Raw genomic sequence first — 19175 nt, forward strand, 5'->3', positions numbered from 1 at the left:
ATCTCGCCCTTTTCCACCTGGTCCACAACGGCCAGTTTAAAGCCCAGATTGTAATCGCGCTGACTACGCCTTTTCCTTTTATCCTCTCGTTTTTCCATAATAGGTCGATTTGTTGTCAACCTATTTTAGGACGGGACATTTCCTATGGAAACGTCAGACTTCGTTTTCCAAGCTTTTTTTGAAACATCGATTTGGTATTCTGCGCGGGTTCCAAGCGACAATTTCCAAACAGTTCCTCTCAGTTCAGCCGTGACCTTTGGGGCGAAATAAGGATTGTTGTATTTCCTAATCGTGTCATTTTGCGTGGTCGACAAGAAACCGAAGCCTTGATTAAAGCCTATTCCGACCACCGCATCCAGTCGCTTTTTCTTGTACAGAAAGTCCTTGCCGTAAAGCATTAATCCCCACTGAAAACTCCACATATCCATTTCAGTTCCATTATTTTCCATGTGGACAGGTAATGAGAAGTGATAAGATAGGCTCGCATCAAAGACATACTTTCTGTTGACATTAAGGAGTGTCTTACATTCAGACCCAACAGTTTGAACATTGGGTATGGAGAACCCATGTTTAGCATTCAGGCTATCGAGAATGTTGCCTTTTTGAAACAGAAGAATGCCATAGTTGGCTTCAAATGTCCGATAATAGGAATGCCACTTGGAGAAGGGTTTCGAAGGGGTAGTGTCGTCAAATGTATCTTGGCACAGGCCACTATAGCCCAGTAACAAAAGCGGCAAGAGTATTTTTAATGAATGACGTGACATATTCCGAGTATGGAACAATGTACTCAATTAGAGCAGGCCTTTTTACCTGTAGAATTCTAAGAACCAGCTATGGGTCTATTCTGAGGTCGTCCCAAGGTCATAGATCTCCTGAATCCCTTTCAGTTTCTTCTCAAAGTCGATGTTCAGGTCGATCAACTTGCCTGTTTTGATGTCGAAAACCCAACCGTGAACGATCGGGTAACCCGTGGTGAGGAACGCTTTCTGCACCACGGCTGTTTTTATCACATTCACGCATTGCTCCTCCACGTTCAGTTCCACCAAGCGATTGTAGCGTTCGCCCTCATCTGAAATGGCGTTCAGTTCATCTTTATGCAATCGATAAACATCGCGGATGTTGCGGAGCCACGGGTTCAAGATTCCGAGGTCGGCAGCTTGCATGGCGGCTTTCACACCACCACAGAAGTAATGGCCGCAGACCACCACATGCTTCACTTGCAAATGCTTCACCGCATACTCGATCACCGAAGCAGAACTCGCATCGTTATTCGGCACCAGATTCGCCACATTTCGGTGCACGAACATATCGCCAGGTTCAACACCTGTCATGTCTTCGGCCGTTACACGACTATCGCTGCAACCGATGTAAAGAATATCTGGATTCTGGCCTTTTGAGAGATGTTCGAAGAAATCAGCATCGGTGGCTTTTTTATCCTCAATCCATTTCTGGTTGTTCTTGAATACATCTTCGTACACGCTCATAGTCTTCTGTTTGGATGGTTATTTCAACGGTTCCCACCAGTTGGTGGATGGTTCATCTCCAAAAATGACGATTTCTCCAATGCGAGGTGTGGAAATTGTTTGGTTTTTGACCTCTGCTTCCTTGGTGAAACGCTCAATGCTCTCCTTCCAAGGATGAAGCGCCAACGCAAAACCACCCCAATGCACGGGAACTGCCACATTCACTTTCGCATCATTTGCTGCCTGAACGGCTTCTTCGGGGTACATGTGAATGGCATGCCAACGCTCGTTGTACTGACCATTCTCCATAAAACCCCAATCGAACGGACCGTATTTCTCGCCAACTTCGTTGAAGTGATGCTGATAGCCGCCATCGCCACTCCAATAAACCCGATGGTTTTCGCTGATGAAGACCCAACCGCCCCAAAGTGATTGCGCACGGTCGAATGGCCCACGGCCTGAGAAATGGCGCGAAGGCGTGTAAGCAATTTTGATTCCATCAAACTCCAACTCTTGCCACCAATCGAATTCAGATATCTGCTCCGCAGGAACTTTCCAACGCTCCAAGTGGCGACCGATTCCCAGCCCCACAAACCATTTATCCACTTTTGGCATCAGCTTGCGAACGCTTTTCAGATCGATGTGGTCGTAATGATCGTGTGTAAAAAGTACCGCGTCAATTTTCGGAAGCGTGTCGATCACATCCAATGAATTCTCCGAAAAGCGTTTCGTTTTCATGGGTGCTGGAGGCGATGCATCTGGTCCAAACATCGGGTCGATGAGCAGGTTTTTACCGTTCAGTTGGAGCAGAAGAACGGAATGTCCATACCACACGAATTTTGGTTTTTCAGGTTTAGCGTTCCATTTCTTTTCATCAAAAGAAATGATTGGAATGGGTTTTTCAGGAGTACGTAAATGGCGGTCTTTGAACTGTGCACGGATAAGCCCTGGAATCGTTTTCAGGTTCACGTCCATCACCGTTTCGGTCAGGTTTTCAAACACCTTTCCGTTCCAGTGTTTGGAGCGTGCGTATTGCTTTTTGTGCTTCTTTCTGATTCTTGCTCCGAACTGCGGACTGAAAATCAACAGAACCAGAAGAACGGGCGAGAATTTGAGAAAAGTGAGGGCGATGGAGAGCATTGGCCTGGGTCGAAGTTACTCTTAACCCCAATAAATACGCACAGCCATCAAATTGTTCTCAACGAATTATTGCATAAAACTGAACGTCTTGCCTTGGTAGCGGTCCAGTTTAACGAGCTTATGAAAGTTGCTCAGCATACGGAAAGGGCTTTCTTCAATGACCGTATTGGCAACCCAAGCAGGTACGCTTCCGCCCGAATCACCCAAATAATAGTACTCCAGCTGCGTGTGGGTGGCATCCAATCGTTTGAACTTCCATGTTCCCTTGCCTTTGTTCAATCGTACAAACCCATCCTGCTCTGGATATTCTCCAGGAACCATTTTGGCTTCGATGACCACCATGTTCTGGCTGGCATCGTAAGAATACTGCAATCCAAACGCTCCATCGCGATCCGTTACAGGCCAAGGTGCCTTCAGTTGCAAGTAATGAATCTGCGAATTGGCATCTTGCTTCACCTTCTCAACCTTCTGACAATCAGGAAACAATTCTCCTAAATGCTCAATATCTCTGAGGACGGCAATGCAGGTTTCCAACGAAGCATTGAACGTGGTTTCTGCACGCACGGCCTTGATGGAATAGCCTTCCTCGTGGCGCGTGTACAGCTTGATTCCTTCCTTGTCCTTCTTAAGCTCCCAGTCGCCAGCATTCACGGGCAGAAACGCCACAAGCAACAGAACCGATAGTATTTTCATTGTGTATGGATGAACCGTTCAATTTCCACGGGAAAGTTAGTGTATTCCAATTCATGCACCTTCGCTGCAATGCTTTCGGGCGTATCACTTTCCAAAACTTTGCAACGTGCTTGAAAAAGCATGCGGCCCTTGTCGTATTCCTCGTTCACCAAATGGATGGAAATGCCCGTTTCGGCTTCGCCAGATTCCTTCACTGCACGATGAACATTTATACCATACATTCCTTTTCCACCGAACTTTGGCAGCAAGGCTGGATGAATGTTGATGATGCGGTCAGGAAACGCTTTCAGTAGATTATCGGGTACTTTCCAAAGAAAACCAGCCAATACAACATAATCGATTTTATCCGCTTGAAGTTTCTCAACCACGTCATTGGTTTCGTAAAACGCACCACGGTTGAATGCGAAGGTCTCAACTCCCAGATCTTTTGCCTTTTCCAGTACAGGCGCATCGACTTTATTCGAAAGAACAAGTGCCACTTCAATGCTGGAATGCCCCTTGAAATATTCAATGATGCGAACCGTATTGGTTCCTGTTCCCGAAGCAAAAATGGCAATGCGGTGCATGTGGCAAATATAACCTGCTGCTTATTCCACTACCCGAAAAGCTGCGCAAAAACGTCATTCACTTTTGCCACGGCTATCACCTGAATTTGCTTGTTCTTCATAACGTTGGCATCGGCATTTCGCTTGGAGATGAAAATGCGTTTCATACCCATTTTGGCGGCCTCTTCAATACGTTGCTCAATACGGTTCACGGGACGGATTTCTCCGCTCAATCCAACCTCTGCAGCGAAGCAATTATCGGGTTGAATGGGAAGGTCGGCATTGGAAGAAAGGATGGCGCAGATGACACCAAGATCCAACGCGGGATCATCAACCTTCAATCCTCCTGTTATGTTAAGGAAAACGTCTTTGGAACCGAGATTGAACCCGCAGCGCTTTTCAAGAACGGCCAAAAGCATGTTCAATCTTCGTATGTCGAAACCTGTGGCGGAGCGTTGCGGTGTGCCGTAAACGGCAGAACTGACCAACGCCTGCGTTTCTATCAGCATGGGACGAATGCCTTCCAATGTAGCAGAAATGGCCACACCGCTTAAAGCTTCTTCGCGGTCTGGAACCAGAATTCTGCTTGGGTCGGAAACGGCTTCCAAACCAGCCGATTTCATCTCGTAAATGCCCAGTTCAGGTGTTGAACCGAAACGGTTTTTTACCGCTCGGACAATTCGGTACAAATGGTGTCGGTCGCCTTCAAACTGAAGGACCGTATCCACCATATGTTCCAAGATCTTTGGGCCCGCGATGGAGCCATCCTTTGTAATGTGTCCGACCAGAATTACAGGCGTGTCATTCTCCTTCGCGAAGCGGAGAAACTCACCCGTACATTCTCTGATCTGCGAAACGCTGCCAGGCGTGGAGTCGATCAGTTCGGAATAAATGGTCTGGATGGAATCGACAATGATCACCTCCGGTTCCAGTTTCTTGATCTGTTTGAAGAGTTTGAGTGTAGAGGTTTCGGTGAGAATGTAGCATTCGGAATTTCGGATGCCTATGCGTTCCGCACGCATCTTTATCTGTCCTTCACTTTCTTCGCCAGAGATGTAAAGAATCTTCTTCTTGGGCCAGTTAAGCGCCAGTTGAAGCAGCAAGGTTGATTTTCCGATACCGGGTTCGCCTCCGATCAGCGTTAGCGATCCGGGTACCAATCCGCCTCCAAGTACACGGTCAAATTCTTTGTCAGGTGTTGGGAAACGCGTCTCTGGATTTGCTTCAATTTCGGAGATGGAACGAATCTCGAACTGTTTGCCTGATGCGCCTAATTTTGGTTTTTCTGATGCTGTTGACTTTGCAGAAACCACTTCTTCAACGTAGGTGTTCCACTCATTGCATGAAGGACATTTACCCACCCATTTTGGGGATGATTGTCCGCAATTTTGACAGAAGAATTGGGTTTTGACCTTAGCCATCAGCGATGACTATTTGCCTACGCAGGTCTTGTCGGAATCAGGGCGTGCAAACTCACGGATAACATAACTGCCACCGCTGCCAGCCTGATCGGTCGTTGCCAGACGCATCACCTCCTTGTCAATTTTATCAATGGTCCATTTGCCATTGGAAATTTGCGGAATAACCTTGGAGTCAGAGATGGATTGTACAAAGCCTGAGATCTCCACAACGGCATCAAGAAACTCGGCCGAGGTTTTGTATTGAGCGCGGCCACCCACAACGCCTCCTGAGAATGGGTTGTCTGGATCGAAGATGCGGATGGTCAATTCACCTCCTTCAAAATGCCAAATGTAGATCCGTTTATCCGTCAGGTCATTTATCCAGCAAAGCTGCCAATCTCCTTCCAGTTTACTGATACTTGTGGTGCTGCACGAATCAAGCATCACACAAAGTGAGGCGACTGAGAATAACTGAAGCAATCTTCGTTTCATCGCTGAATTTCGGAATGTAAATATAGCAAGTAGTATTTACTCGTTTGCTTCAAGCGGTTTCGTACCGGAATTAAAAAGCGGCATGAGTAGGAGTGAGAGTACTCCGAGGGTGACGATCATGATGGTCTGAGCCACCCAAATGATCCAACCCATGGCAAATCCCGCTTCATAGTGAATGGCATAAAGGGTTAACGTTTGCGCTACGGCAACGGGGTAAACACCGATACCACCCTGCACCAGCACAATACTGAAACTGGCCATGACAAACGATGCGAGAACCGCAGAAATGCTTGCCGTGCTGGTTTCTGGAAGCGCCAGAAAGGGCGCGTAGTACATGGCGAGGTACATGGCCCAAATGAAAGCGGTATGCGCCAGAAATGCCCACTTCTGCTTCATTTTTAGAATGGAAGTGATTCCTTCGGTCAGTCCGCGAAGGAGATTTCGGACCTTCAATACGATTGGGTTTTGCGAGCGGGTGAGAACGCGCCAACCGATGATTGCTCCCAAAATGGCCAAGAGCCCAAGTCCTCCGAATTTCCAGGCCAGATCCGTTGGAGAGTTTGTGCTCATGAAGTCACTTAGCAACTTTGAAATGGATTCACGTAACTGATTCAGCTGCATGACCACTACCGCAGCAATGATCAGTATGAGAACAACCATGTCTGCCACACGTTCGGCCACCACGGTTCCGAATACCTTTTCGAACGAAAGTTTCTCATATCTCGAAACCATCACGCAACGCCAAACCTCACCGAATCTGGGAAGCACGATATTGGCCACGTACCCGATCATCACCCCGAAAAAATTGTTGATGAATCTGGTCTTGTACCCGAGTGGTTGAAGCGTGTATTTCCAGCGATAAGCGCGGCTCAGGTGGCTCAATATTCCGAAGGAAACACTCAGAATAACCCAGAAATAATCGGCCTGAGCGAAGGAATCCTTGATCTCATGTAATTGCTTGTCTGAAAGCTGTGTGAACTGATACCAGATGACAAAAACCCCGATTCCCAAAGGGAGAACGACCTTAAGTACGCTGATCAGTTTCTCCTTCAAACCAGTGCTTGGTTAAATGAGCGAATTGGTCGCTGTATCTGGAAAAATAAGACTGGGTTTGAAGGATTTTGCTTCTTCAAAATCCATGATCCCGTAGGAAATGATGATGATGATGTCTCCAACGGCCACCCGTCTTGCAGCAGGTCCGTTCAAACACACATTCTTTGAGCCGCGCTCACCTGTTATGATGTACGTTTCAAGACGTTCGCCATTGTTGATGTTGACGATCTGAACCTTCTCTCCCTCGATCATATTGGCCGCTTCCATCAGGTCTGGGTCGAGCGTGATGCTGCCAATGTAATTCAGGTCGGCCTCGGTGACCGTTACCCTATGAATTTTGCTCTTTACTACCTGTACTTGCATGAGGCCGCAAAAGTAATCATTTCACTTCCATGTTATCGATGAGCCGAACACCTTCAACGTACGCTGCAATGCAGGCTCTGATCGAGGTTGTCTCATCATCAGCGCGTTGCAGATCTGTCGAATTCACCAACTCCAGATACTCCAATTCCATTCCTTCTTGAGACAACAATATTTCTCGTCCTCTTGACGCAGCTACACTGACCTCGGAACCTTTGGAAAAGGCTTTTCTGATAGCTTCCAGCGATCTGAAAATGCCCAAGGCGGTCTGTTTACCATGTTCGCTCAATCGCATATTTCTTGAACTCATGGCAAGGCCAGTTTGTTCACGCATGGTCGGGCAGCCAACGATCTCGGTCGCATAACCCAATTTCCTGGTCGTATGTCGAATAATGGCCAACTGCTGAAAATCCTTTTCACCGAAAAAAGCTTTATCAGGCTGGATGATGTCGAAGAAACGGGTGACCACCTGCACCACACCATTGAAATGGCCCGGTCGATTCGGGCCTTCCATCAGCGCGTCCAGTCCGTCCAATTCGTAGTGTGAGGCTTCGTTTGAAGGATAAACCTCATCTACCGAAGGGTAGAAGACCGCATCAACTCCAGCTTCTCTCAGCATTTCGCTGTCAGCCTCAAATGTGCGTGGGTATTTGGCAAGGTCGTTCGGGTCGTTGAACTGGGTGGGATTTACGAAAATGGAGACAATAACCACATCGCAGGTTCGTTTTGCCGTTTCAACCAATGATATGTGGCCTGCATGCAACGCACCCATGGTGGGAACGAACCCGATTGTTCTGTCCGATGCTCGCTGCGCTTGGCAAAAAGCCGACATATCGTTTGCGGTGGTAATGATCTGCATGTGCTGAAAAACGGTTTGCAAAGCTATAAAACCACCTCTTGACAATGTCGGAAAAATTGCGTATACGAAAAGTGCCGACTTTCTGAAACCCGCGCCAGTTCTTGCATTCAGCGCAATTAATTACTAAATTTGCATACTTTTTTCACCCAAAATTTAAACACATGACGCAAAAGGAGAGAGTGTTGTTCGTATCTCAAGAAGTTGTACCATATCTACCAGAGAGTCACATAGGAAAAATAGGAAGACACCTTCCACAGGGAACTCAGGAGAGAGGAAGAGAGATCCGGACATTCATGCCCCGATTCGGCTGCATCAACGAGCGCAGAAATCAACTTCACGAGGTTATCCGCCTTTCAGGGATGAACCTTATCATTGATGACACCGATCATCCTTTGATCATCAAAGTAGCCTCCATCCAGCCTGCCAGAATGCAGGTCTATTTCATTGACAACGAAGAGTATTTCCAACGCAAGTTCTTCCTTAAAGGAAAAGACGGAAAATTCTTCTCTGACAATGACGAGCGCGCCATCTTCTTCTGTCGAGGCGTTATTGAAACCGTAAAGAAATTGGGCTGGGCTCCTGACGTGATTCATTGCCACGGTTGGATGACGGCCTTGCTGCCATTCTTCATCAAGACAGTTTATAAGGACGACCCGATCTTCGAGAATTCTAAGATCGTGTACTCGGTTTACAACGATAAATTCGATGGTTCTTTCGATGCCAAGTTTGCAGAGAAGATCAAGTTCGATACGCTTACGGATGATGATGTTGCTCAGTTCAGCGATGCCAATTACCTTGGTTTGACCCGCGCAGGTATCAAGTATGCCGATGCCGTTATTATGGGCGAAGAGGAATTGACGCCTGAGGCTGCTGCGGCCATTACGGGAGCAGACAAGCCAGTACTCGGTTTCCAAGATGAGGACAGCTACTTGGATGCGTACTCGGAATTCTACACGGAAATTCTTGCCAATGAATCTGTTTTGGCAGATTGATGTTTTTTTAACGTTTTTCGTGCAATAAACACAGAAGCGGAGGGTTTTCCCCTCCGCTTACTTATTTAAAAAGGATGAGATTCAAGGGTTCGGGAGTAGTGTTGTTTCTATTGGCCGTGTTGGCCTTTGCCGCTTGTAAAGACCCAGAAAATATCGGCTTGGATGTACTCCCTGCTGGAGAACAGATGCCGATTGCTTGGATTGACACGTTCACCTTGGAGGCCAGAACCGTTTATTATGATTCTGTACCAACTTCTTCCGCATCTTATTTTTTGGTTGGTGATTTCGGGGACCCAATTTTCGGCTCCGTGCGGTCCTCTGTGTTTTTCAAATACGCGCCTACACAGACTGACTACGATTTCTCAAGCGCACAGGAAGATTCGATTTTTTTGAATCTGACCTATGCGGGTTATTACGGCAATGCCGACAAGTTGAAAGGTATCATGACCTTCGGTGTCTTTGAGCTTGTAAACGATTTGGGTGATTCAACATATTATTCAACTTCGAATCCGACCTTGGGTGATCAGATCGGAGAGATCACTTTCAGGCCAGATCTGTATTCAAAGATCATAGCATCTGGAGATACCCTTGCTCCTGGATTGAGAATTCGATTGGACAATTCGTTTGCGCACCGAATATTGTACGAGTCCAACACTTCATCCAGTGAAGCTTTTTGGGAAACATTCAAAGGATTGGCTGTCAAACCTGTTGCAGCAAGCATGCCTGGCTTCGGTTCAATTCTGTATTTTGACATGACCGATAGAGGATCGCGATTGGAACTTTATTACCACAATTCAGACAATTCAAGGGATTCGGTCATATGTACGATAACAAGTGGCAACGGTAGCGGGCTGCATTCGCGCTTCGAACATGATTATTCGACCGAAATAACTTCTGCCATTTCAGGGACTACGGTTGCTGGCGCAACGAATGTTTACACACAGTCCATGGCAGGTTTGAGATTCAAAGTACGATTCCCGTTCATCCGCGAACTGAACAATTTGGGAGTTATAGCTATCAATAAGGCCGAGTTGGTGATTCCCGTTGATACCGATGTGGACACGGATTATGACCTGCCGACCACACTTAGTGCGAATGGAATCAAGGGGGGAGATACGGCCACTTATTTGATTGATTATTTTGAAGGACCCGAATACTACGGTGGAATATTGGATGAAACCAATAACGAATATGTGTTCAATGTGGCACGCTATGTTCAGGGCTTGCTGAATTCACCCACACAAACAGATTACGGGCTTTTTATTACGAACTTAGGCAACGCGGTCAACGCCAGAAGAGGTGTTTACAATGGCCCTGCTCATCCCGACCGCCCGATGAAATTGAGAATCACCTACACGATAATTGAATAGCGCATGTGTGGAATTGTAGCCTACATAGGTAAAAAGGAAGCTTATCCGATCCTGATAAAAGGGCTGAAGCGGCTGGAGTACCGTGGCTACGACAGCGCAGGAATTTGTCTGTTAAACTCGGAGCTCAACATCTACAAATGCAAAGGCAAGGTTTCCGATCTGGAATCATTTGCTGCTGGCAAGGACATTTCGGGGGGAGTAGGCATCGGTCATACCCGTTGGGCAACCCACGGAGAACCGAATGATGTGAACGCGCATCCGCACTATTCTGGAAATGAAAAGTTGGCCATCATTCATAATGGCATCATTGAGAATTACGATTCTCTGAAAAAGGAGCTGCAAAAGCGTGGACACGTATTTAAAAGTGATACCGATACCGAAGTGCTTGTTCATCTTATAGAAGATGTGCAGGCAAATGAGAATCTGCCATTGGCGGAAGCTGTGAGAGTGGCGTTGACACAGGTGATCGGAGCGTACGCCATCGCTGTACTTGACAAAGAAGATCCAAACGTCATCATCGGAGCGAAGAAAGGAAGCCCGATGGTTGTCGGAATTGGGAAAGAGGAGTTCTTCCTCGCTTCTGACGCTACACCTATTATTGAATACACGAAAGAGGTTGTGTATCTGGAAGATGAGCAGATCGTTGAATTGCGATTGGGTCAGGACCCTATCGTAAGGAACATTGAGAATGAAGTGCTTTCTCCGTACATCTATGAGCTTGAAATGAAACTTGAAGCTTTGGAGAAGGGCGGTTATGAGCATTTCATGCTGAAGGAGATTTTCGAGCAGCCCAGATCCATCGCTGACAGCATGCGCGGTCGGTTCCATGTGGATGCTGGAACGGTGAGCCTTGGCGGAATTGTGGATTACGAGCAGAAAATGGTGAACGCCAAGCGTATCATCATCGTGGCCTGTGGAACTTCCTGGCATGCAGGCTTGGTAGGCGAATATCTGATCGAAGACCTTGCGCGAATTCCCGTGGAGGTTGAATATGCCTCGGAGTTCCGTTATCGTAATCCCATCATTAATGAAGATGATGTGGTCATCGCGATTTCGCAATCGGGCGAAACAGCCGATACGTTGGCGGCACTCGAATTGGCCAAATCAAAAGGAGCTACAATTATCGGAGTATGTAATGTGGTGGGCTCATCCATCTCCAGAATTACGGATGCGGGTTCGTATACGCACGCGGGTCCTGAGATAGGTGTGGCATCTACAAAGGCATTTACTTCGCAGGTCACGGTGCTTTTACTGATGGCTTTGCGGCTAGCACACAAGAAAGGTGCAATTGCAGAATCACGGTTTCACAGAATTCTTGCGGCTTTGGAGAAAGTTCCTGCGCAAGTGGAAGAAGTGCTTCAATCGGCCGAGCTGGTCAAGTATATTTCGGGTCAGTACAAAGACGTTCGAAACTTCCTTTACTTGGGCCGTGGGTACAATTTCCCAGTAGCGCTTGAAGGTGCGTTGAAGTTGAAGGAGATCTCGTACATCCACGCTGAAGGCTATCCTGCCGCAGAGATGAAGCATGGACCGATCGCATTGATCGATGAGGAAATGCCTGTGGTTGTGATAGCCACAAGCAAAGGTTCTTACGATAAGGTTATCAGCAACATTCAAGAGGTGAAGGCGCGGAAAGGAAAGATCATTGCTGTTGTAACCAAAGGCGATAAAACGGCTGCTGAACTGGCCGATCATGTCATTGAAATTCCAGATACGGAAGAAGAACTGGTTCCGATCCTGGCCTCTGTTCCGCTACAATTACTGTCATATTACATCGCGGTAATGCGAGGATGTAATGTTGATCAGCCTCGGAATTTGGCGAAGTCGGTCACCGTAGAATAATCGAAGGTTTTGGTAAAAAGAAAGGGCTCCGAAGAAATTTCGGAGCCCTTTCTTTTTGAATGACCGTTCAGTTTATTTCGCAGCTGCGTAGCGCTTAGAAACCTCATCCCAGTTGATCACATTGAAGAACGTGGCAATGTAATCTGGTCGCTTGTTCTGAAACTTCAGGTAGTAAGCGTGTTCCCAAACATCCAATCCAAGAATAGGTGTTCCGCTACATCCAACATTTGGCATCAACGGATTGTCCTGATTGGCGGTGCTGCACACTTCCAACTTTCCATCTTTCACGCAAAGCCAAGCCCATCCAGAGCCGAATCGGGTAGCAGCAGCTTTGCTGAAAGTGTCTTTGAAAGCATCGAAAGAACCAAATACCGAATTGATGGCATCGCCCAATTCTCCAGATGGCTGACCGCCACCGTTCGGTGACATCACTTTCCAGAACAGATCGTGGTTGAAGTAACCGCCACCGTTGTTTCTAACGGCCGTATTGTCAAACCCAGCCACAATGATCTCCTCGATGGATTTCCCCTCGAGGTCGGTGCCCGCAATGGCGTTATTCAAGTTGTTCGTGTAGCCTGCATGATGCTTGCTGTGATGGATCTCCATGGTGCGCGCATCAATATGTGGTTCCAACGCATCGTAAGCGTATGGAAGAGGTGGTAATTCAAAAGCCATTTCTCTTTTATTTTAATGGTTAATAACTAAGGTTCGCAAATATAACAATCGAACCATGGGCTTGTTGTCAAATACCCTGACGAGTGTTACCGATCCGTTACATTTGGCATCCCAAAATTGAATGCGATGTACGGAGAATACCAACAGTTTTTGGCCAATGAATTGAAGTCTATTGACGAAGCTGGGCTTTACAAAAGAGAACGGATCATTACCACGCCCCAAGGCGCAGAGGTTCATGTAAGTTCGGGAGAGGATGTGGTGATCATGTGCGCCAACAACTACCTCGGACTATCGTCTCATCCAGCGGTTATTCAGGCGGCAAAAGACACATTGGACACGCATGGCTATGGCATGTCTTCCGTTCGTTTTATCTGCGGAACGCAGGACATTCACAAGCAGTTGGAACAGAAGATCTCCGATTTCCTGGGGATGGAAGACACCATTCTTTATGCTGCCTGTTTCGATGCAAATGGTGGCGTTTTCGAACCACTCTTTTCGGCTGAGGATGCCATCATCAGCGATGAGTTGAACCACGCCTCCATTATAGATGGTGTGAGATTGTGCAAAGCAGCCCGTTATCGCTACAAGCACAGCGATATGGCCGATCTGGAAGAGCAATTGAAATCATCGCAAGCGCAACGCTATCGCATTATTGTAACGGATGGCGTTTTCTCCATGGATGGCGACATCGCCAAACTGGACTCCATCTGCGACCTGGCCGAGAAATACAATGCCTTGGTAATGGTAGATGACAGCCATGCCACGGGCTTCATTGGAAAAACAGGCCGCGGAACTCACGAACACAATAATGTGATGGGGCGCGTGGACATCATCACCAGCACGCTTGGGAAGGCACTTGGTGGAGCCATGGGTGGATTTACTTCTGGCAAGAAGGAAGTCATTGACATGCTTCGTCAGCGTTCGCGACCTTATCTGTTCTCCAATTCGTTGGCACCTTCTATTGTTGGTGCGGCCAGCAAGGTTTTCGACCTTTTGAGTTCTACAACAGAACTGAGAGATAAGCTCGAATCGAACACGCTTTACTTTAAAGAAGGTGTACGGAAAGCTGGTTTCGACATCAAGAAAGGCGATAGTCCGATCGTGCCAATTATGCTTTATGATGCCAAATTGGCTCAGCAATTTGCCGATAAACTGTTGGAAAAAGGCATCTACGCCATCGGTTTCTTCTATCCCGTTGTTGGGAAAGGGCAGGCACGCATCCGAGTTCAAATTTCGGCTGCACACGAACAACATCACTTGGATAAAGCAGTAGAAGCATTCACCTCCGTTGGCCAAGAATTAGGCGTGATCGGGTAAGCCGATTTTCAGCTATTGATGACCCAACACGCCTTGAAAACCTGACATCTCTTATGAGACCGTCACCTCGTAATCGGCATCTGCATCCGGGTCGCTGTTGGTGATCTTGAGAAAAGGCGGAATGGGACCTGTTCCGTCCGCGTTGCCCGTGGCGGTCATTTCTTCTCCCGCCCCCAATGTCTGTCCGTCCGTGCAGGCATCGGTCGTTTCCGTTTCCGAACCGCATACCATGAATGCCACGGTCCCCACATTCTTTACATGAACGGTGGCACTTGGGGCAATGTCTGATGCTACTACCACCGTGCTGTTTGCCGCAACCGAACCGGAGATGACCTCTGGCGGGGTGGCCCCACCGCCCGGCACGTTGTAGATAATGTAGTCATTGTACTTGGCCTCGTTGAGCGTGTACCAATGGTCCTTCCCGAAATCGAACAGCTCCACAATATTGGCATACAGGTCGTTTCCGATGGTGGCACGCTCCTGCGTACCCACGTTTCTTGCACGGATGGCCGCATCCTGCGCATCGATCGCATCATCCAATGCAACCACCAATTGGTCGAGGGCCGCTATCATGTCAGCATCCACACCCTTCGGTGCCAGTTCGGTCAGGTATTGGGTGGCCATGCGCGATACCCTTCTTCCGCAGCGCACCAGCTCATTGTCCACCAACTTGTCCAACCCGCCTGTGCCGAACCGCTTGTACTTGGCGCTCCCCACCTTGAACACCTGCTTTACACGTACCATCATGCCTCGTACGCCCACCTTCAGCGCATCGGCAGCTGCATCCTTGTTCTCGGTTGCTTCGCTTGCCACTCCCTGTAGTTCCTCGTCTGTGGGGTAGTTCTTCATGGCCTCCGTTTTGGCAGCAAGATCGCTGCGGTAGGTGGCATCAACGCCATATTCCAGCAGTTCAGCGGCATCGCGCTCCATCAGGTCGTCCGCCTTGTCGCCCAACTGCTCAAGGGCGGCATACGAGAAGTTGAAATCCTTTTTTGGCTCTTCCTTTTTCATCACGTTCAGTTTTAGATTTTTCTTTTGAACGATATGTAACACTACTTTATTATAAGTGACCCCATGAAAGGTGTTCTCTCTTAACATCATTTAACATTTTGTGCTGAAAGCACGCCTTGTAACTTTGGGAAGGGCACTGCTTGCCATCTCTGTACGCTCCGCAATACCTGACGTACCGTTTGCAGGTTCCTAAGCAGCGTCCGCACATCCGGCCATTCGATCAGCAACTTTCACGGTATCGTCTGCGGTCTCGGTCGCGCTATCCGCACCTCAGGCGGCATGGTCAGCGACTTTCAGGGTAAACTCCTCCATTCCAGTGGTATCGTCCGCGACCCTGACCGCACGCTCCGCTACCTCAGCGGTGCGCTCCGCGAATGCAAGGGCAATGTTTTCAGCTTCAAATAGGGGGCGGTGGGGGTTGCGTAAGATACAATTGATGGAAGCAAACGAGAGTATTTGTGGTTGAGGAATGCGATACCTCTATATTACACTACCGAATGAATGATATAATGACCGCTAAATGGAATATTTACGACATTGTTGAAAAATAACTTGAGTAAAATTTGCACGGGGGGGGTAAAATTGCTTAAACTTGATGGTCGGAGTCCAAGAGGAGGAGTGTTAGAGGTGTTGTAGGTTAGAGGAAGGAGAGATGGGCGGGTTTCCATTTTCAAACTGCAACCTTTTAACCTTTCGTCCCATGAATTGGAAATCTTTCTTGACACTACTGTTCATCTACACTTTATGGCATGGTGCTGCATCGGCCCAGTCCTTCACCGTTTTCCTTGTCGGTTCCCCCGACACCACAGGTCTTTCGTCCGCAGAATTGAACTCTTTGGAACGGAGCGTTTCCCTGACCCTGCCATCGGTGAGTTCAGGCAGCGATACCCTTATCGTACAGATAGGCCCGAGTTCAGGAAACTATGACTTGCTCACCCGCAGGTTTCCCTTGAACCAAACGGGAACCTTCTCTGACGGCTGTTCGCTCAACTTCTCCAGCGGGGCACAGGTGGGGCTTGGTTCCTTCACGGGGCTTTCCACCTTCTACGTGCGGACATACCTGGCTTCATCGGGAGTTGGTTCGGCAATCACCGTTGATAACGAATAGAAACTGACCGTTTAGACCAACGAGCCATGAAACACCTTACTGCTTTTTCCCCTTTCCCATTTTTCCTTTTTCTCCTATCTGCTTCCCTCATTTCCCCCTTTGGGGGTCAGGGGGTCTTTGCCCAGACCAGCTACACGTGGAACGGAGGTACCAGTACCGATTTCGGAACGTCCACAAACTGGACCCCCAACGGAGTGCCGGGAAGCGGAGACAATATCTCCGTTCCCAATGTGACCAACGACCCGGTGCTGGACGGAGACCGCACGGTGAATAACCTGACCTTGAACACGGGCGGCCTGCTGGACCTGAACGGATACACGGTCACCGTCAATGGAACAGCCGTCTTGGGAAGTGGCACCATTACCAATGGACTGTTCTACAAGACCACAGGGGGAATTTCATTCAATGGTACTGTGATGGACTGTAAAGTCGATGTGATCGGGAGCATCACCACGATGAACAATACTGATTTCAATGATGTGACCTTCCTGACCACGACCTACGCTGGAGGTGGCGGGGGTAACCGATTTGCGGACACGACCGAGATAACAAACAGGGCAAGCAGTCTGACCTTCAATCTGGGAAATGCTGCGGTGGACACGTTCTTTTCACAGGTGACCTTCAATATAGACTCGACCAGTAATATCGTGGTCGGTCGCGGGGGGGCGGGCCACTATTTCGCAGACAATATCATTGTCAACAATCATTCAGGAAGTACTGGTTATGGCTTCGGCATTGGTTACTATAGTTCAAGCTCAACGGTTATTGAAGGAGATATCATTGTCAATGTTGACAGCACTTCTGGGTCATTCTCGGTATCTCAACCTACGACACACAATGGCAACCTGATCATTGGAGGGAACGGCTATCATAGCGGTCTTCTGAAGCTACAGAACTACACCCAGACGGTCAGTGGTACCATGGATCTTTCGGGCATGGACAACACCTCAACACTACAACTTGGTCCGAACATGGTGATGGAAGCTGACATAGAAGGCCCTTCTCGTCCGACCACCATATCCTCGAATTGCGATTTTAAAGGTAAGGCGACTCTTCCGAGGCTGACAAGTTGGACGGGTGCCTTGTTTGAAGGAGTGGCCGACCTCTCTTCGGCTTCGAGCGTCTCCACAGGCGGAAATGTGTTCATGGACTCCACCACGATATCGTATGAGGCAAGCTCAGGAACAATGAACCTGGGAAATGCAACGCCTGATACCTTCAATATGCCTGTGACCTTCAATATTGAATCCACAGCAAGCATAGTGGCCTCACGTGGTGCCGTAGGGAACTATTTTGGCGGTGACGTGACCGTGAACAATCATTCAGGACATACCGGGATCGGGTTTACTGTCGGATATTATAGTACTAGTACGACCACCATTGACGGAGACCTCATTCTGAACGTGGACAGTCTATCAGGGCCGATCTCCATCTCACTGGGTACGACCCATAACGGACTTCTTCGGATAGGGAGCGAAGGGTATCACAGTGGCACACTTACCCTTAACCACTACACCCAGACGGGCAGCGGCACCATTGACCTGAGCGGCATCAACAACACGGCCAGTATCACGGTTCAGAGCCATGCCGACATCACGGCCGATATGTTGTATCACAACACCTCACGCAGCATCACCCTTAACGGTGCCACCTTTCGGGGCGATGTGGACATTGAGAGTCCAAGTCTTCCTGTCACAGGCTGTGAGTTTCAGGGAACAACCAGCCTGGAGAAGACCGGAGGCGCAAACAATGCCAATGGAGGGAACATGTTCCGTGGAGCGACCACCATTACCAACAGCAGCAGTTCGAACAACTATCTGTATTGGGGAGTGACCAACCCCGATACCATGCTGAGCGACCTGACGCTCATCAACCACACGACACAGCCCCTGTGGTTGAATTACAATACCGTTGGACATTACGGAGGCGATATCACCTTGGACGGTGACAGCCTGAAGGTGGTGCGGTTCGGAAGTGCCACATCGGGCTACAAGGCCGTGTTCGATGGCAGCACCGACCAGCAGTTGAGCATTGCCAATGAGAACCTGGATGTACAGTTCTACCGCGCAGAGGTGAACAAGGGTGCAGGGCGGTTGAAGGTGAACAGCAACATTACCGTGAGCTACGAGCTTGCCCTGACCGATGGCATCGTTGAATGTCCGCCTCAGGCGGATGCGGTGATCACCCTCAAGGACGGAGTAGAACCCACGGCCACGGACAGCAGTTATGTGGAGGGCGCGGTGAAGAAGATCGGCAATGATGCCTACACGTTCCCCATCGGAAGGAACGGGCATTACCGACCGCTCGGTATCAGTGCACCGGGGAGCACATCCGATGCGTTCACGGCCAAGTATCTTAACGAGAACGTCCATGCGGTATATGACACGAGTGCCAAAGAAGTGTCATTGTCACAGATCAGCACGAACGATTACTGGACCCTGACTCGGGATGCGGGCTCAAGCAATGTTAACGTCACCATCAGTTGGGATGACATGAGCTGCCATATCACAGGCCTGAGCGATCTGTTGGTGGCCGCGTGGGATACGTCAGGTTCCCAATGGGTAGATTACGGCAACGGTGGAACAACAGGTGACACCATCTCCGGCACCATTGTGACCGATACGGTGGCGACCGATTATCTGGCGTTCGCACTTGCCACACAGACATCGTTCGACTGTGTGCCGTGTATGGCTGATGCAGGGGAGGATAAAATAATTCGCGCGTCTCCCTATAACGGATGGCAAGATAATTGAAACCCTTACAAATAAAGGATTGTAGCATGAATTTGATAGCGATACATAGAAAATACAATACACAGAAAAAGTGTATTCAATTACTGGAAGAAATACGCTGGA

Annotated in this window: 18 protein-coding genes; 6 read left to right on the top strand and 12 right to left on the bottom strand. The window is 48.5% G+C overall.

The annotated features are described in order from the left end of the window. Positions 1–125 precede the first annotated feature (125 nt). The 10 genes from GC178_15700 to GC178_15745 all read right to left on the bottom strand — a co-directional run bounded on the left by GC178_15700 (position 126) and on the right by GC178_15745 (position 8005). Entirely contained in the window at positions 126–764 is a 639-nt protein-coding gene (locus GC178_15700; GenBank protein MBI1289012.1) for a hypothetical protein, read from the bottom strand. A 75-nt stretch (positions 765–839) separates the two neighbouring features. Beyond that, entirely contained in the window at positions 840–1484 is a 645-nt protein-coding gene (locus tag GC178_15705) for a carbonic anhydrase (protein MBI1289013.1), read from the bottom strand. Positions 1485–1502: 18 nt separating this feature from the next. Beyond that, entirely contained in the window at positions 1503–2603 is a 1101-nt protein-coding gene (locus GC178_15710; GenBank protein MBI1289014.1) for an MBL fold metallo-hydrolase, read from the bottom strand. A gap of 66 nt (positions 2604–2669) precedes the next feature. Then, positions 2670–3296, bottom strand: coding sequence for a hypothetical protein (locus GC178_15715; protein ID MBI1289015.1), 627 nt, complete (start codon positions 3294–3296; stop codon positions 2670–2672). Next, on the bottom strand, positions 3293–3862 hold the full coding sequence (locus GC178_15720) for a phosphoribosylglycinamide formyltransferase (protein ID MBI1289016.1): 570 nt from the start codon (positions 3860–3862) through the stop codon (positions 3293–3295). The genes GC178_15715 and GC178_15720 overlap by 4 nt, the downstream gene beginning before the upstream one ends. A gap of 29 nt (positions 3863–3891) precedes the next feature. After that, the gene (radA, locus tag GC178_15725; GenBank protein MBI1289017.1) at positions 3892–5262 is read right to left on the bottom strand and encodes a DNA repair protein RadA; all 1371 of its coding nucleotides are present in this window, start codon (positions 5260–5262) and stop codon (positions 3892–3894) included. Positions 5263–5271: 9 nt separating this feature from the next. Continuing rightward, positions 5272–5733: a hypothetical protein gene (locus tag GC178_15730; GenBank protein MBI1289018.1), complete on the bottom strand. Its 462-nt coding sequence runs from the start codon at positions 5731–5733 to the stop codon at positions 5272–5274. Between the two features lie 36 nt (positions 5734–5769). Next, a complete protein-coding gene (locus GC178_15735; protein ID MBI1289019.1) occupies positions 5770–6786 on the bottom strand; it encodes a flippase-like domain-containing protein in 1017 nt (338 codons plus the stop codon). 12 nt (positions 6787–6798) lie between these two features. Beyond that, complete coding sequence (locus GC178_15740; protein ID MBI1289020.1) at positions 6799–7149, bottom strand: aspartate 1-decarboxylase; 351 nt, start codon at positions 7147–7149, stop codon at positions 6799–6801. A gap of 16 nt (positions 7150–7165) precedes the next feature. Further along, entirely contained in the window at positions 7166–8005 is an 840-nt protein-coding gene (locus GC178_15745; GenBank protein ID MBI1289021.1) for a pantoate--beta-alanine ligase, read from the bottom strand. 161 nt (positions 8006–8166) lie between these two features. On the opposite strand from GC178_15745, the gene GC178_15750 reads away from it, so the two are divergent. The 3 genes from GC178_15750 to glmS all read left to right on the top strand — a co-directional run bounded on the left by GC178_15750 (position 8167) and on the right by glmS (position 12209). Then, entirely contained in the window at positions 8167–8997 is an 831-nt protein-coding gene (locus GC178_15750; protein ID MBI1289022.1) for a glycogen synthase, read from the top strand. Positions 8998–9071: 74 nt separating this feature from the next. Continuing rightward, positions 9072–10367, top strand: a complete 1296-nt coding sequence (locus tag GC178_15755) for a DUF4270 family protein (GenBank protein ID MBI1289023.1) — start codon at positions 9072–9074, stop codon at positions 10365–10367. Between the two features lie 3 nt (positions 10368–10370). Next, positions 10371–12209, top strand: coding sequence for a glutamine--fructose-6-phosphate transaminase (isomerizing) (gene glmS / locus GC178_15760; protein ID MBI1289024.1), 1839 nt, complete (start codon positions 10371–10373; stop codon positions 12207–12209). Between the two features lie 72 nt (positions 12210–12281). Here glmS and GC178_15765 read toward each other — a convergent pair whose 3' ends face one another. Next, positions 12282–12884, bottom strand: coding sequence for a superoxide dismutase (locus GC178_15765; GenBank protein MBI1289025.1), 603 nt, complete (start codon positions 12882–12884; stop codon positions 12282–12284). Between the two features lie 126 nt (positions 12885–13010). Here GC178_15765 and kbl point away from each other — a divergent pair, with 126 nt between their 5' ends. Next, positions 13011–14201, top strand: a complete 1191-nt coding sequence (gene kbl, locus GC178_15770) for a glycine C-acetyltransferase (GenBank protein MBI1289026.1) — start codon at positions 13011–13013, stop codon at positions 14199–14201. Between the two features lie 51 nt (positions 14202–14252). Here the strand turns inward: kbl and GC178_15775 are convergent, their stop codons facing one another. Next, the gene (locus GC178_15775) at positions 14253–15212 is read right to left on the bottom strand and encodes a hypothetical protein (protein MBI1289027.1); all 960 of its coding nucleotides are present in this window, start codon (positions 15210–15212) and stop codon (positions 14253–14255) included. Positions 15213–15912: 700 nt separating this feature from the next. Here GC178_15775 and GC178_15780 point away from each other — a divergent pair. Beyond that, the gene (locus GC178_15780; protein MBI1289028.1) at positions 15913–16320 is read left to right on the top strand and encodes a hypothetical protein; all 408 of its coding nucleotides are present in this window, start codon (positions 15913–15915) and stop codon (positions 16318–16320) included. A 26-nt stretch (positions 16321–16346) separates the two neighbouring features. Continuing rightward, positions 16347–19073, top strand: coding sequence for a hypothetical protein (locus GC178_15785; GenBank protein ID MBI1289029.1), 2727 nt, complete (start codon positions 16347–16349; stop codon positions 19071–19073). Positions 19074–19175: the final 102 nt, after the last annotated feature.

The sequence above is a fragment of the Flavobacteriales bacterium genome, assembly GCA_016124845.1.
In the GTDB taxonomy this organism is placed as follows: Bacteria; Bacteroidota; Bacteroidia; order UBA10329; family UBA10329; genus UBA10329.

Bases quoted from the DNA above. Each gene is read 5' to 3' on its own strand.
- GC178_15700 (MBI1289012.1), bottom strand. From the start codon at position 764: ATGTCACGTCATTCATTAAAAATACTCTTGCCGCTTTTGTTACTGGGC.
- GC178_15705 (MBI1289013.1), bottom strand. From the start codon at position 1,484: ATGAGCGTGTACGAAGATGTATTCAAGAACAACCAGAAATGGATTGAG.
- GC178_15710 (MBI1289014.1), bottom strand. From the start codon at position 2,603: ATGCTCTCCATCGCCCTCACTTTTCTCAAATTCTCGCCCGTTCTTCTG.
- GC178_15715 (MBI1289015.1), bottom strand. From the start codon at position 3,296: ATGAAAATACTATCGGTTCTGTTGCTTGTGGCGTTTCTGCCCGTGAAT.
- GC178_15720 (MBI1289016.1), bottom strand. From the start codon at position 3,862: ATGCACCGCATTGCCATTTTTGCTTCGGGAACAGGAACCAATACGGTT.
- radA (MBI1289017.1), bottom strand. From the start codon at position 5,262: ATGGCTAAGGTCAAAACCCAATTCTTCTGTCAAAATTGCGGACAATCA.
- GC178_15730 (MBI1289018.1), bottom strand. From the start codon at position 5,733: ATGAAACGAAGATTGCTTCAGTTATTCTCAGTCGCCTCACTTTGTGTG.
- GC178_15740 (MBI1289020.1), bottom strand. From the start codon at position 7,149: ATGCAAGTACAGGTAGTAAAGAGCAAAATTCATAGGGTAACGGTCACC.
- GC178_15745 (MBI1289021.1), bottom strand. From the start codon at position 8,005: ATGCAGATCATTACCACCGCAAACGATATGTCGGCTTTTTGCCAAGCG.
- GC178_15750 (MBI1289022.1), top strand. From the start codon at position 8,167: ATGACGCAAAAGGAGAGAGTGTTGTTCGTATCTCAAGAAGTTGTACCA.
- GC178_15755 (MBI1289023.1), top strand. From the start codon at position 9,072: ATGAGATTCAAGGGTTCGGGAGTAGTGTTGTTTCTATTGGCCGTGTTG.
- glmS (MBI1289024.1), top strand. From the start codon at position 10,371: ATGTGTGGAATTGTAGCCTACATAGGTAAAAAGGAAGCTTATCCGATC.
- GC178_15765 (MBI1289025.1), bottom strand. From the start codon at position 12,884: ATGGCTTTTGAATTACCACCTCTTCCATACGCTTACGATGCGTTGGAA.
- kbl (MBI1289026.1), top strand. From the start codon at position 13,011: ATGTACGGAGAATACCAACAGTTTTTGGCCAATGAATTGAAGTCTATT.
- GC178_15775 (MBI1289027.1), bottom strand. From the start codon at position 15,212: ATGAAAAAGGAAGAGCCAAAAAAGGATTTCAACTTCTCGTATGCCGCC.
- GC178_15780 (MBI1289028.1), top strand. From the start codon at position 15,913: ATGAATTGGAAATCTTTCTTGACACTACTGTTCATCTACACTTTATGG.
- GC178_15785 (MBI1289029.1), top strand. From the start codon at position 16,347: ATGAAACACCTTACTGCTTTTTCCCCTTTCCCATTTTTCCTTTTTCTC.